This window comes from Acinetobacter oleivorans DR1 (assembly GCF_000196795.1).
GTDB classification, from domain to species: Bacteria; Pseudomonadota; Gammaproteobacteria; order Pseudomonadales; family Moraxellaceae; genus Acinetobacter; species Acinetobacter oleivorans.
In genome coordinates this window covers 69,827-84,315 of the sequence record NC_014259.1, presented here as the reverse complement: position 1 = coordinate 84,315, position 14,489 = coordinate 69,827, and the positions used below count along the sequence as shown (strand labels likewise).

Genomic DNA, 14,489 nt, shown 5'->3' with positions numbered 1-14,489 from the left:
TTTCACAATTGCAAAAAGCACCGCCAGTTCTTCCATGTATTTTTATTGCGTGATCATTGGCAAGTTTAAGCCTTGCTCTTTCGCACAGTTAATCGCAATTTCATAACCAGCATCGGCATGACGCATAACACCTGTTGCAGGGTCGTTGGTCAGTACACGAGCAATACGTGCAGCAGCTTCATCTGTACCGTCACACACAATCACAACGCCTGAGTGTTGAGAGAAGCCCATACCTACACCGCCACCATGGTGTAGAGAAACCCAAGTTGCGCCGCCTGCTGTATTTAACAATGCATTTAATAAAGGCCAGTCTGATACTGCATCTGATCCATCTTGCATTGCTTCAGTTTCACGGTTTGGACTCGCAACTGAACCTGAGTCTAAGTGGTCACGACCAATCACAACTGGAGCTGATAATTCACCGCTACGAACCATTTCGTTAAATGCCAAACCAAGTTTTGCACGTAAGCCTAGACCAACCCAGCAAATACGCGCTGGTAAGCCTTGGAAGCTAATGCGTTCACGAGCCATGTCTAACCAGTGATGTAAATGTTCATCATCAGGAATTAACTCTTTAACTTTGGCATCTGTTTTATAAATGTCTTCTGGGTCACCAGAAAGCGCTGCCCAACGGAATGGACCAATGCCACGGCAGAACAATGGACGGATATATGCAGGTACGAAGCCAGGGAAATCAAAAGCATTTTCTACGCCTTCTTCTTTCGCCATTTGACGGATGTTATTACCGTAGTCAAATGTTGGAACACCCATTTTTTGGAAATCGAGCATCGCTTGTACGTGTTTCGCCATCGACTGTTTTGCAGCTTTTACAACAGCTTCTGGTTCAGTTTTGGCACGTTCACGGTATTCATCCCAAGTCCAGCCTACTGGTAGGTAGCCATTGAGTGGATCGTGTGCACTTGTTTGGTCGGTTACCATGTCAGGACGTACACCACGGCGAACAAGCTCAGGTAAAATTTCTGCAGCATTGCCATGAAGTGCAATTGAAATAACCTTGCCTTCTTTGGTGTAACGATCAATACGCGCTAAAGCATCGTCTAAATCAGTTGCTTGTTCATCTACATAACGCGTACGTAAACGGAAATCGATACTTGCTTGCTGACATTCGATGTTTAAAGAACAAGCCCCTGCAAGTGTTGCAGCTAAAGGCTGAGCGCCACCCATACCACCTAAACCAGCAGTAAGAACCCAACGACCGTTTAAATCACCATTGTAATGTTGGCGGCCAGCTTCAACGAAAGTTTCATAAGTACCTTGCACAATGCCTTGGCTACCGATGTAGATCCAAGAACCCGCTGTCATTTGACCGTACATTGCGAGTGCTTTTGCATCTAATTCGTTAAAGTGTTCCCAGTTTGCCCAGTGCGGTACAAGGTTTGAGTTTGCAATTAAAACGCGTGGTGCATCTTTATGAGTTTTAAATACACCAACTGGCTTGCCTGATTGAACTAATAAAGTTTCGTCAGTTTCAAGATTTTTTAAAGTATCTACAATTTTGTCGAAACATTCCCAGTTTCGTGCTGCACGGCCAATACCACCGTATACAACCAACTCTTTCGGGTTTTCTGCAACGTCCGGATCAAGGTTATTCATCAACATACGTAATGGGGCTTCAGTTAACCAACTCTTAGCCGTTAATTCAGTGCCACGTGGTGCACGAATTTCTACATCACGAAATTTTGTTGTCGTTGTTGTCACAGGCGGACTCCTTCCTTTGAGCTTACATCAGCAGAACATCACTTGTTTCTGCATTTGTATAGTAATGTATTAACTTGTATACACATCCATATACTACACAAATATTTTACGGCGTGAAGAGGGTTCCTCATATTTTTTTAAAAAAATTAAATAAGCATATGAATTAAATTAATTTATTTTTATATTAGACATAAAAAAAGCACATATCTTTTAAATCGACATGTGCTTTTTAAGTAATAAATAATGTCTTTTTATCGTTGAATTAACTCAATGACATAGCAGCTTTTGATTTGTTTTTTGGGAAAACTGATCGACGTCACGCCAGCATTTTTCTCAATTTTTAGCGTCTCGTGAGCAGCAATCCGAACGAAATGTTCATCAACATTTACTTCCGTTTCAGAACCACTATTAAAAATGAAAATCAGATCTGCCGAGCTAATAAATGCCTGCTCCACCGCACCATCCAACCACTGAAAACGGGCATGAAACTTTGCAGGATCATAAATTAAATTTAAATCCCGAATTGCCCCATCGACCAGTTCACTTTGAACCTGACTCTCACCATGAAAAGCAAAAATATCGCCTTGGTTCAGCGTTTTGGCAGGAAGATCATCGACATGCAGCACCATACCCTTCCCATCAAGAACGCTAATAATGCGTTGCTTATTAGGAAATAACGAAAATGGCCCAGAAGTGGTCACATCAGCCATCGAAATGCGCCAATCGAAATCAGCTTCACCTTGGCTCCGAGCAATTTCTAAAGTAAAGCCAGCACCATTTTTCCAAAGCATTTTTGTATATTGATCGGCCCTGATCAATTCAATCATGGGTTAAATTTCCCTTCGAGATAATAGCGGCTGCCCGGATAAATCAGACGTGCGCTTGAAATCAACTGTTTGTTTGACCATGTACGACGACGGATCAGTAAGCATGGCTCAGCTTTAGTGATCTTTAACCATTTACACTCTTGCGGAGATGCTAAAACTGCCTCAACAATGTGCTCACCTTCTGAGACAGGTGCTTTTGCCATGAGGTAAGCATTTGGGGTAATGGTTTTAAAATCTTGTTGTAGGTAATCTGGAATCAGTGCTGCATCGACTAAACGATCTTCGACTTGAACAGGTACATCATTTTCATAATGCACAATAATCGAGTGAAATAATCTTTGCCCTTCGCGAGTCTGCATTAACACGCTTTGCTCTGCATTTGCATAAATTTGTTCTAAGACTAAAACTTCAGCGTGGTGCTTATGGTTTCGTGCAATAATCTCATCGGCAATATTATTAATTTGAAAAAGTGCAGTTCGGCCTTGCCCTTCAGCTACGAACGAACCAACGCCTTGAATTCGAACAAGTAGACCCTCCGTCGTTAACTCACGAAGCGCACGGTTTACCGTCATACGGCTACAACCGAGTTGATTAACCAGTTCACTTTCCGAAGGAATTTTTTTATTTACAGCCCACGAGCCTTCATAAATCTTTTGTGAAATCAGCTGTTTTACGCGTTGGTATAAAGGAACTGGACTATCAGCTTCAATCGAAAGCTCAGCATGTTCTTGTTTTGATGTTCTGGGCATAACAAATACTCAAAAAGGCGGCAGGCAAAAAGGTATTTTAGTTGACATGCTATGTATATACAACCACATACAACATGTTAATTTATGAATTAAATAGATTTTAAAAAGTTTAAAAAATAAACATAGCTCGATAAGAGCTAATTTAAAGTTTTATGTAGAGAAATTCAAATATATAAAGGCTTTATCAACATTTATTTAATAATTATTTCTGCTATGCCTGTGCTCCATTCAAGGATGTGAAAAGTATCATCTTTTCTGGTTTACGAAATGCTGCTTAAAATTTTTATTTAAAATAACTGATCGATAGTATTCTTCTGCCACACAGTATATTAATAAAGCTGGAAGCACATCGAATGCGTAATTATAAAATAGATATTCTTCGAGGAATGTCTATCCTTTTGGTTCTTTTACACCATTTTAATATTCCTTATAAACTTAAAGATACATGGTTAGGTTTTGATTTCTTAGGTGAAGCATTTAGCACAGTCATCGCAAGAAACGGAAATTATGGCGTCACTATGTTTTTTGTGATTTCGGGTTTTTTAATTACCCATCACACTTTAAAAAGAGACAAACAATTCTCCGCAATTAACCTCAAACATTTTTATATCCGACGAGCAGCACGTATTTTACCGTGTCTGTTATTACTCATTTTAGGTGTAAGCATACTCGGTTCGTTTGACTTAAAACCCTTTATGAACCAAGCTCCGAATGGTATTGAGGTTTCCTATCCTTTAACCATATTTGCAGCTTTAACCTTCTGGATGAACATCCTGATTATTAAATTCGGTTGGGTAAACTATGCTTTGGGCGTGTTGTGGTCGCTCTCTGTAGAAGAAGTTTTTTACTTTGTTTTTCCATTATTGTGCCTGCTTACCCGCAGTAATAAGGTCTTTATTGCTGTACTGATTGGAGTAATTTTATACGGGCCTTATTTTAGATCTCTACATTTTGGGGAAGAAAGTGGCGCCTATTTATATCATTATTTTTCGAGTTTTGATGGTATAGCAATTGGCTGTTTAACTGCCATTTTCTCTCATAAATACCAGCCAAATTGGGCCTATAAAAAACCTCTTTCGTGGTTGATTATTTTGAGCATGGTCGCTCTATATTTATATGCGCCAATTAAAGAAGTCAGTACTTGGGCTATCAGCCTATTTGCTCTTGCCACAGGCTTACTGATTTTATGTTTTCAACATCCTTCCGAAACGCAAGCGCATAACCTATTTACCAAAGTTATGGTTTGGTTGGGGCAAAGAAGTTATGAAACTTATTTGTTTCATCTGGTTGTGCTGGGTCTTATGAAAGTTGCTTTTGTCCCGGCTCAAACCGACTCTAGCATCAAAATTATGCTTTTAATTGGATATTTGATTCTAACTTTTATTATTAGCGCAGCGATTGAAAAATATTATTCCACACCGCTTAACAGCTACATTCGAAAAATTTTCATTAAAGACAAATCATAAAAAAAGCCCCTTTAAAATAGGGGCTTTTTTAATTAAGCGATCAACATGGTTTCATCTTCTTGTTTAAAAGGATTAGACCAGTTCTGCCAAGCTTGTGGTCCTAAAGCCATTTCCTCATCACTTAATAAACAACGGTCTAAGCGTTCTATTAAAGCTTGCTCATCCATTTGCATACCAATTAAAACCAGCTCCTGACGTGCATCACCTGTTTGAGCATCCCAAACCTTTTTAATTTGTTCGATGCTGTCTAAGTCACTTGGCCAGTCTTCTTCTGCAACGGCGGCCCACCAATAACCTGCTAATCCGTGCCGTGCCATCGCACCTGCTTGTGACCATGAGTAAGCCAATGTCGGTTCAGCAGCCAACCAGAAAAAGCCTTTAGAACGTACGACACCTGGCCATTCAGCCTGTACCAAATCATAAAATCGTTCTGGATGGAAAGGTCGACGGGCACGGTAAACAAAGCTACTGATTCCATACTCTTCAGTCTCTGGCGTATGCTCTCCACGTAATTCTTTTAACCATCCCGGTGCTTGTGCGGCTTCATCAAAATCGAAGAGCTGTGTATTTAAAATTTTATCTAAAGCGATCTTCCCAAATTGAGCAATTTCAATTCGAGCACGCGGGTTTAGAGTTTTTAAAATCGCGATGAGTTGGTCTTGCTGAGCCTGATCAATCAAGTCAATTTTATTGAGCACAATCACATCACAAAACTCAATCTGATCAATAAGAAGGTCAACCACAGTTCGCTCATCTTGTTCGCCTAGCGACTCACCACGTTGTTGCAGGGAGTCGATTGAACCGTAATCTTTAAGAAAGTTAAAAGCATCGACTACCGTAACCATGGTGTCGAGTCGAGCAAACTCATTGAGTGAGTTTCCGTCTTCATCTTCAAAGGTAAAGGTTTCTGCAACAGGCAGCGGTTCAGAAATGCCAGTTGACTCAATCACCAATTGGTCAAAGCGTCCTTCATCAGCTAACCGTTTAACCTCAACCAGTAAATCTTCTCGTAGCGTGCAACAGATACAGCCATTACTCATTTCAACCAGCTTTTCATCTGTTCTTGAAAGCTCCGCCCCACCTTCGCGTACTAATGCCGCATCAATATTCACCTCAGACATATCATTAACAATCACGGCAATACGGCGGCCTTCGCGATTATTTAAAATATGGTTGAGTAATGTGGTCTTTCCTGCACCCAAAAAGCCAGATAAAACAGTGACAGGAAGCTTGGCAAATGAGTTGGCGATTGCAGTGCGCATGGCTTGATCTCTTTGAATAATATTTAAACTGATCATGGCTGGCCATTTAAATATGGCCAGATCAGAGGCGTAATCTATTTCTAAACCACAATAATGTTATGTTATAACATAACTATTGATCAAGTTTTTATTCCAGTTTTATTTAAGCCAATTCATTTAGTCTTTGAAAAAATTGCTTTTATAGTTACTGACAAATCGAGGTTTTATAGTGATGGTCAGGTCCCCATGAACGGAATCCTTGGCTATCAATATGGATTTGTCCTGAAGCATAAACACCCAGACCCATGTTAAGTACTTGGCCCTTGGTTTCCCAGAACTGACAAAGTTTAATTTTGGTTTGTTGAATATTAAACTGGTCTAAATCGGTAGGCTGTTCTGGTCCAATTCGAAAATCAAGCGCTGCATTAAAGACATGTCGAGAAGCATCTGCACCACCCGCACAACGGTTTAAAGATAAAGCTCGATAGGCCGATGTTACTTCAAAATCGTTAATTACCCCATCGTCAACTAATGCTTTTAAAATGCTAAGCGTCGGAACGATGTTGGACCAAATCTCTCTTGGTGGCACCGCATACGGTTCAACTCCACATTTTTGCCAATCGCGAGCCGAGCGTAATAACTCATGGTCTGGAACTAAATTGGCAAGCCCTTTTTGCTTAAGAAATTGCTTATAAGCTTGTACAGACTGTCCGTGATCTGCGGTTGCAATCCAAGCCACATAATCTTCGGGTTGCTGCTTTATTCTCACCACTGTTTTTTTAGGCTGCGGCAAAGTGTGGGTGTGTAGAGGAGTTGTTGGCTTGGGTGTTTGAGTACTACACGCTGTAAGAGATAATAAAATTAAACCTAAATAACGTTTCATAAATATGCTCTATCTTCGCCAAAAATGGGAAGATTGCTCATCATTAAATTGAACAAATGTTATATTATAACAATAATAAAGTCCTTTAATTTCTGTTGTTAAATTTTAAAAATAAAAAAGGACGTATGAGATACGTCCTTTTGGTAAATACAACTTACGCTGTTATTAAATATCGGCTTCTACAGCAGTTAAAGACTGCTCAGCTTTTAGTTTTCGGCGTTTAAATTGATAAGCCACCATCAAACATAAGATCCAGCCAGGAATCATCATGACCGCAACACGCATATCTGGTGTTAAAGACATCACGATTAAAATGCCCAACATAAATACGATGCATAAATAGTTGCTAAATGGGTACATGAAGCTTGGGAACTTCGTTGTTTGCCCTTGGCGTTGCATATATTTGCGGAATTTTAAATGCGTCCATGAAATTACAACCCAGTTAATCACAATGGCTGCAACCACAAGCATCATGAGTAAACCAAATGCTTTTTCAGGGAAAATATAATTTAACAGTACACATAAAATAGTCACAGCAGCAGAAAGGATCACTGCATTGGTTGGAATGCCGCGTTTATTAATGTGTGCAAATACTTTTGGTGCATTTCCTTGTTGCGCAAGGCCCAATAGCATACGGCTACTGCAATAACTTGTACCGTTATAAACTGAAACAGCAGCAGTCAAAATCACAAAGTTTAATAACGTTGCAATCCCTTGGCTATCTAAAGAAGCAAATACCATCACAAATGGGCTTCCGCCTTGTGCCATTTGATTCCATGGGAATAGCGAGAATAAAACAAAAAGTGTCGCAATATAGAAAATCAAAATACGGTAAATAATTTGATTCACAGCTTTAGGTAAAGTTTTATCAGGGTCACGTGCTTCAGCCGCAGTAATACCGAAAAGTTCGATACCACCGAAAGCAAAAATAATGACAGCCATTGCCATGACTAAACCTTCAACACCAAATGGGAAGAAACCACCAAGTGCCCAAAGGTTCGAAATGCTTGCTTGTGGACCTGCCGTGCCTGTTGCAAGTAAATATGAACCAAAACCAATCATTGCAAGAATCGCCAAGATTTTGACAATAGAAAACCAAAATTCCATTTCGCCAAAAAACTTAACATGTAGCAAATTAATGCCATTAATTAAGACAAAGAAGGTTAAAGCAGATGCCCACGTTGGGATTTGCGGCCACCAATATTGAATATAAAGACCAATTGCGCTTAGTTCTGCCATACAGACGAGCACATTGAGTACCCAATAGTTCCATCCTGACATGAACCCTGCAAATGGTCCCCAATATTTGTAGGCAAAATGACTAAAAGACCCACTGACTGGCTCTTCAACCACCATTTCGCCAAGCTGACGCATCATTAAAAAAGCAATAAATCCTGCAATGGCATAACCGAGGATGACCGATGGACCTGCTAATTTAATCGATTGTGATATACCAAGAAAAAGCCCTGTGCCAATCGCCCCACCCAATGCAATAAGCTGGATGTGCCGATTACTCAAACCATGTTTCAGGTTTCCTTGCTCTTGTGCTGACATATGATTATTCTCATCCGTGTCACGTAATTTTTTTCCAATAAATTACGTATATCATAAATTGATCAAACTTTCATAGATATTCATGAAAAAATAATTGCGTGACTTTTCTCATGACCGCGAATGAAAACAGAAAATACAAGAAATGACAATTATTATGAAATGTGTAATTAAATTATGTATTGCGTAATTTGATGAATTCAGTATTATAGAGACATGAAGCAATTGGTTGTGCTCGGTCTATATCAAACTCATAAGACAAATGATCTAAGCAAAGGTTAAAAACTTATTGAGTAGCTCAGTCCTAGACCGAACTTTTATTTGTATAAGACCCGAGAAAAGGAAAGGACGCGAAAATGGAACAAAAACTAAACTCTTTTATTGAAGTTTCACCCCAATCAGATTTCACTATTCATAATTTGCCTTATGGTATTTTTAGCAAAACAGCTGATGGCGAGCGTCAGGTCGGTGTAGCTATTGGTGATTGGGTGATTGATCTCGCTGCTCTTGAAAAGCACGGTCTTTTAAAACTCTCAGAACAAGACACATACTTTAATCAACCGACACTGAATAAATTTATCGAGTCTGGCAAAGCCAACTGGTCAAAAGTTCGTAAGACACTACAGTCTCTTCTTTCAGTTGAAAATTTAACACTTCAAGAAAATGAAGCATTACGCCAAGAAGTTTTAGTTAAGCAAGACAGCGTTACTTTGCATTTACCTCTTCAGGTGCCTGGTTATACCGATTTCTATTCTTCTAAAGAACATGCGACCAATGTAGGTTGTATGTTCCGCGATCCAAAAAATGCTTTACTGCCAAACTGGACTGAATTGCCTGTTGGTTATAACGGTCGTGCTAGCTCTGTTGTAGTCAGTGGCACTCAAGTCGTGCGTCCATCTGGACAAATTAAACTTCCAAATGAAGAGCGCCCAGTTTTTTCTGCATCGCGTAAACTCGATTTTGAACTTGAAACAGCATTTGTTATTGGCAAACCAACGGCGCTTGGTCAACCGATCTCGATTGAAAATGCGTGGGACCATATTTTTGGAATGGTATTACTCAATGACTGGTCAGCACGTGATATCCAGCAATGGGAATATGTGCCTCTAGGTCCATTCAATTCAAAATCATTTGCTAGTGCCATCTCACCTTGGGTGGTAACACTTGAAGCACTTGAGCCATTTAAAGTTGAAGGTCCAAAACAAGAGCCTAAACCTTTAGCTTATTTACAAGAAAATATCGCCAACAGTTACGACATTAATTTGAGTGTTGAAATTCAAAGTCCGAAATCGGCGCAAAGCGACGTAATCTGCAAAACCAATTTTAAATATATGTATTGGTCTATGTCTCAACAGCTTACTCACCACACCATTGGCGGCTGTAACGTTCAGGTTGGTGATTTAATGGGTTCAGGTACGATTTCAGGTTCTACACCTGACTCTTATGGCAGCTTGCTTGAGCTTACATGGAACACCACTAAACCTCTGACACTTTCTAACGGCGAAACTCGTGGTTTCTTGCAAGATGGCGATACGCTCATCATGAAAGGCCACTGTGAGAAAAATGGTATTCGCATTGGCTTTGGTGAAGTTCGAAATACGGTTCTTCCTGCATTAACGTTCGACTTTGCAGAAACTTCGGAGCCAGACTATGAAGCTGTATAGTTACTTTCGTAGCTCTGCAGCCTACAGAGTACGAATTGGTCTAAACATTAAAGGTTTAGCTTATGAGACTGTTCCAGTTCATCTGGTAAAAAATGAACAGCAAAGCGAAGATTATTTAAAGTTAAACCGTAGTGCTCTGGTTCCGACATTAATTGACGGCGATTTAACCTTGTCTCAATCGTTAAGTATTTTGGAATATCTGGATGAGCAATATCCAGAAACCAAACTACTTCCAAGCGATGTGCAAGAGAGAGCCAAAATTCGTGCTTTTTCCCAAGCAATCGCTTGCGATATTCACCCGTTAAACAACTTACGCGTACTGAAATATTTAAAAAATGACTTAAATGTTTCGGACGAACAAAAAAATTATTGGTATCAGCACTGGATTATTGAAGGCTTTCAAAATCTCGAACAGTTACTTCAAGATTCAAATGGACAATTTTGCTTTGGACACGAAGCAACAATTGCAGATTGCTGTCTGATTCCACAGGTTTACAACGCGAAACGCTTCAAGATTGATTTATCTGCGTTTCCAAAAATTGAATCGATTTATCACCATTGTTTGTCTATCCCAGCCTTCTATAACGCGGCGCCAGAACAACAACCAGATTGGGAATAGTAAAAAGGAGTTTTAATATGACATTTGCCATTAAAAAAATACATCACGTTGCATATCGTTGTAAGGATGCGAAAGAAACTGTTGAGTGGTATAAAAAAATGCTCAACATGGACTTCATTTTAGCTTTTGCTGAGGACCATGTGCCTTCAACTAAAGCCTTTGACCCTTACATGCATTTATTCTTAGATGCAGGTCAAGGCAACGTTTTGGCTTTCTTTGAATTACCAACTCAACCAGACATGGGCCGAGACGAAAATACCCCACAATGGGTACAACACATTGCTTTTGAAGTTGAAGACTTAAATGCTCTAATGGCTGCGAAGCAACATTTAGAAGAAAATGGCGTGAAAGTTTTGGGCGTAACCAACCATGGCATTTTCCACTCAATTTATTTCTTCGATCCAAATGGCCATCGTTTAGAACTGACTTATAACGATGCGCATGCTGAAGAAAAAATTGCAAAAATTACAGAAGAAATGAAAGCTGAAATGCTAGAGGAATGGAGCAAAACCAAACGTGCTCCGCACCACACTCATTTCTTACATGAAGCAGAATTAGGAACCTAATTTAAAAAGAGCAAACTAAAAAGTCGGCATTGATTAGAATTGTTTGAATGAACGGTTCTGTATCAATGCCGATTTATATTATTTAAAACTGCTAAATTTCTAGAAAATCGCGCTATAAATAAGAGTGTCAGGATTTTAGAAAATTGTTGATTATTAAACATGCCAATTTCGCTAATAGAAAAAGGTGATTTCTATTTCGCACTAGGCTCAGGCATGATGTAAATCGCAGCAATTTCAATTTATATTTTGATCGTCACTGTTTAACAGCTGAAGTAACTTTATTAAGGGTATTTAAATGATTGAAGAAAAAGTATCTGGGGGGGTTCAATCACTTGAAGTCGGTTTATCTGTACTAAACGCCCTTTTAGAGCACAATCAACCTATTATTCTCAAAGATCTATCGAGCAAGCTAGAAATGCATCCTGCCAAGGTGCACCGCTATCTGGTCAGCCTTATTCGCATGGAATATGCAAAACAACTTGATGATGGGCAATATGCCCTAGGTGATCAGGCATGGCGCTTAGGTCTCAACTGTGTTCAGCATAGCGACACACTACAGCTGGTACAGCATTTAATTTACGACCTACAAAACAAAATTGGTTGCGGTATACAAATTAGTAAATGGTCACCGAAAGGTCCTGTAGTTGTTCAATCAATTGAATCAAACCACCCTATTTCGATTGTCACTAAAGTCGGCTCAATTATGCCTTTAGTCAATTCTGCTGCGGGACGTTTATTTGCTTCTTATCTTCCAGAGCATTTTGTTCGCCCCTTAATGGAAACAGAATGGCAAAAACATCAAGAGCTTGGTCTGCACATCGCACCACAAAACTGGGAAGCGTTTACAGAGCTTAAAGAAACCATTCGCCAGCAAGAAATGTCGGCAGCAAAAGGTGACTTACTGACAGGAATTAATGCGGTGGGTTTACCTGTGTTTAACTCAAATCAGAGCATTGAATTTTGTATTGTTGCACTGGATAGCGAAATGTTTTTACCAGTCGACCCTCACAGTAAAACGATTGAAATCTTGAAAAATGAAGTGAAGCTCATCAATCAATATATTAAAAGCCGCTAATCAACAGCAATAAAAAAACCAAGAGATCAAACTCTTGGTTTTTTCATATCAGGAATAAAGCTCAGCTTATTTAGCTTCTAGAACACCACGGCGAATTTGGTCACGTTCAATCGACTCAAATAACGCCTTGAAGTTACCTTCACCAAAACCGTCATCATCTTTACGTTGAATAAATTCAAAGAAGACTGGACCAATCATGTTTTCAGAGAAAATTTGCAATAACAGTTTCTTCTGACCATCTTTAGTGTTGCCATCTAACAAAATACCACGCTGTTTTAACTCTTCAGTCGGCTCACCATGCTCAGGTAAACGTTCTGGTAGCATTTCATAATAGGTATTTGGCGGCGGTGTCATAAATTTCAGACCAAGGCCTTTTAACTTATCCCAAGTCGAAATTAAGTCATCACAAATAAACGCGATATGTTGAATACCTTCGCCATTAAAGTCAGACAGGAACTCTGCAATTTGGCCGTTTCCTTTGTCTGAGTCTTCGTTTAATGGAATACGGATCTTGCCGTCTGGTGCTGTTAATGCTTTAGACGTTAAGCCCGTATATTCGCCCTTAATATCAAAGTAGCGAATTTCTTGGAAGTTAAAGATTTTTTCATAGAAGTTTGCCCAATACTCCATACGGCCTTTGTAGACATTATGAGTTAAATGGTCAATTTCATTTAAGCCTGCACCTACTGGGTGTCTTTGAGCATCATCAAAGAAAGTAAAGTCGTTTTCATAAATATCGCGGTCAACTAAAAAGATCGGCATGCCACCAATTCCTTTAATTGCCGGAATGTTAAGCTCCATTGGCCCAACTTTTGAATACATTGGTTCAGCGCCAAGCTCTACTGCTTTTTGGAAAGCTTTTGCTGCATCACGTGTTTTGAAACCCATCGCACAAGCAGATGGACCATGTTCATTAAAGAAGAATGAAGCATAAGATTCTGGCTGATAATTCAGGATAATATTGATATTTCCTTGACGCCATAAGTACGCTTCTTTCGATTTATGCTTGGCTACTTTTGAAAAGCCGATTGTTTCAAAAATTGGATCTAATTCATTTTCTTTTGAAACAAACTCAATAAATGCAAAACCGCATAATTCTAATGGGTTCTCTAAAATATCCATCTAGTTTCCCTCTGGTGATTACCTGTTCCGTTTATCTCTATTGCTGATGAACTCAGCTCCTTTCTCTATAGAATACGTAATCATTGGGTGAGTATTTGAACCGTCAAAATGCCTTAACCCAACGCATCCTATGAGAAAAAAACGAATCATTAAAACGAAGATATGATGAGCGTGGAGCCTTTGATGATTAATTTCCGTTCCATGTGGTGTTTGTTTTCCATACACACTGTCCTTTGTTATCTAAAAGTACGATTGAGATTTTTCAATAAACCCTTAAAAATCGTCTTTTCCTAAAAATCATTTATAGATTTATGGAGACCAACATCCTTGTTGGATCTCCATTGGCCATTTACCTTGAATTAGATGCTACTAAAAACAATTAAATTATGCAATACATAACTTAATTATGAATTGCATAATTTTAGTAATATTAAATGAAGTAATTTTAAAATTAATGGTCAGTTTTCAAATTTTGTTTATGATTTCTACAATAAGCCCTACCATCCATTTGATTTAGGAAAACTTATGATCTTAGTCAGCGCCTGTTTAACTGGTGAACCTGTTCGATATGATGGTAAATCTTGTCCAAATACTTTACTGAAGCAACTATTACTTAATAAAAAAGCCCAATCATTATGCCCAGAGTTATTAGGCGGTTTTACTACTCCTCGCTTACCCGCAGAAATTGTGGGCGGAATAGGTCAAGATGTACTTGATGGCAAAGCAAAAATTACCGATTCATCTGGTTTAGATGTAACAGCGTTATATTTAAAAGGTGCACACCGGACTTTAGAAATTGCACAGCAAATAAAAGCAAGCTGTGTAGTCTTAAAAGAAAATAGCCCTTCTTGTGGTAGTCAAAAAATTTATAATGGGACTTTTCAAGGAGAAAAAATTGTGGGAACTGGGATTACCACAGCACTATTGCAGCGCCATGGTTTTAAGGTAATTTCTGAAAATGAGATTGAAGATTGGTTAGCTATCAATTCTCTTTAATGGTTGTCTGC

General features: G+C 39.1%; 13 protein-coding genes. 6 read left to right on the top strand and 7 right to left on the bottom strand.

The genetic code is table 11. From position 1 onward, the window contains the following. Nucleotides 1–42: 42 nt before the first annotated feature. The 3 genes from hutU to hutC form a co-directional block, all read right to left on the bottom strand. Nucleotides 43–1,719, bottom strand: coding sequence for a urocanate hydratase (gene hutU, locus AOLE_RS00380; RefSeq protein ID WP_005300451.1), 1,677 nt, complete (start codon nucleotides 1,717–1,719; stop codon nucleotides 43–45). Nucleotides 1,720–1,970: 251 nt separating this feature from the next. After that, a complete protein-coding gene (locus AOLE_RS00375; RefSeq protein ID WP_013196549.1) occupies nucleotides 1,971–2,546 on the bottom strand; it encodes a HutD/Ves family protein in 576 nt (191 codons plus the stop codon). Then, nucleotides 2,543–3,295, bottom strand: coding sequence for a histidine utilization repressor (hutC, locus tag AOLE_RS00370; RefSeq protein WP_005066641.1), 753 nt, complete (start codon nucleotides 3,293–3,295; stop codon nucleotides 2,543–2,545). Before hutC ends, AOLE_RS00375 begins: the two co-directional genes overlap by 4 nt. Nucleotides 3,296–3,648: 353 nt before the next feature. Between hutC and AOLE_RS00365 the strand changes: the two genes are divergently transcribed. Beyond that, complete coding sequence (locus tag AOLE_RS00365; protein ID WP_023274353.1) at nucleotides 3,649–4,761, top strand: acyltransferase family protein; 1,113 nt, start codon at nucleotides 3,649–3,651, stop codon at nucleotides 4,759–4,761. A gap of 32 nt (nucleotides 4,762–4,793) precedes the next feature. Here AOLE_RS00365 and zigA read toward each other — a convergent pair whose 3' ends face one another. The 3 genes from zigA to AOLE_RS00350 all read right to left on the bottom strand — a co-directional run bounded on the left by zigA (nucleotide 4,794) and on the right by AOLE_RS00350 (nucleotide 8,439). Continuing rightward, the gene (gene zigA / locus AOLE_RS00360; RefSeq protein WP_081399091.1) at nucleotides 4,794–6,059 is read right to left on the bottom strand and encodes a zinc metallochaperone GTPase ZigA; all 1,266 of its coding nucleotides are present in this window, start codon (nucleotides 6,057–6,059) and stop codon (nucleotides 4,794–4,796) included. Between the two features lie 148 nt (nucleotides 6,060–6,207). Further along, nucleotides 6,208–6,885 (bottom strand): D-Ala-D-Ala carboxypeptidase ZrlA, encoded by a 678-nt coding sequence (zrlA, locus tag AOLE_RS00355; protein WP_013196546.1) that lies wholly within the window; start codon nucleotides 6,883–6,885, stop codon nucleotides 6,208–6,210. Nucleotides 6,886–7,050: 165 nt separating this feature from the next. Further along, entirely contained in the window at nucleotides 7,051–8,439 is a 1,389-nt protein-coding gene (locus tag AOLE_RS00350) for an amino acid permease (protein ID WP_005300436.1), read from the bottom strand. Nucleotides 8,440–8,792: 353 nt separating this feature from the next. On the opposite strand from AOLE_RS00350, the gene fahA reads away from it, so the two are divergent. The 4 genes from fahA to AOLE_RS00330 all read left to right on the top strand — a co-directional run bounded on the left by fahA (nucleotide 8,793) and on the right by AOLE_RS00330 (nucleotide 12,360). Next, nucleotides 8,793–10,100 (top strand): fumarylacetoacetase, encoded by a 1,308-nt coding sequence (fahA, locus tag AOLE_RS00345; protein WP_013196545.1) that lies wholly within the window; start codon nucleotides 8,793–8,795, stop codon nucleotides 10,098–10,100. Beyond that, a complete protein-coding gene (gene maiA / locus AOLE_RS00340; RefSeq protein WP_013196544.1) occupies nucleotides 10,087–10,719 on the top strand; it encodes a maleylacetoacetate isomerase in 633 nt (210 codons plus the stop codon). The genes fahA and maiA overlap by 14 nt, the downstream gene beginning before the upstream one ends. A 17-nt stretch (nucleotides 10,720–10,736) precedes the next feature. Then, nucleotides 10,737–11,285: a VOC family protein gene (locus AOLE_RS00335; RefSeq protein ID WP_013196543.1), complete on the top strand. Its 549-nt coding sequence runs from the start codon at nucleotides 10,737–10,739 to the stop codon at nucleotides 11,283–11,285. 295 nt (nucleotides 11,286–11,580) lie between these two features. After that, a complete protein-coding gene (locus AOLE_RS00330) occupies nucleotides 11,581–12,360 on the top strand; it encodes an IclR family transcriptional regulator (RefSeq protein WP_013196542.1) in 780 nt (259 codons plus the stop codon). Between the two features lie 66 nt (nucleotides 12,361–12,426). Here the strand turns inward: AOLE_RS00330 and hppD are convergent, their stop codons facing one another. Beyond that, nucleotides 12,427–13,482 (bottom strand): 4-hydroxyphenylpyruvate dioxygenase, encoded by a 1,056-nt coding sequence (hppD, locus tag AOLE_RS00325; RefSeq protein WP_005300424.1) that lies wholly within the window; start codon nucleotides 13,480–13,482, stop codon nucleotides 12,427–12,429. Between the two features lie 525 nt (nucleotides 13,483–14,007). Here hppD and AOLE_RS00320 point away from each other — a divergent pair. Next, entirely contained in the window at nucleotides 14,008–14,478 is a 471-nt protein-coding gene (locus tag AOLE_RS00320) for a DUF523 domain-containing protein (RefSeq protein WP_013196541.1), read from the top strand. The last annotated feature ends 11 nt before the right edge of the window (nucleotides 14,479–14,489 follow it).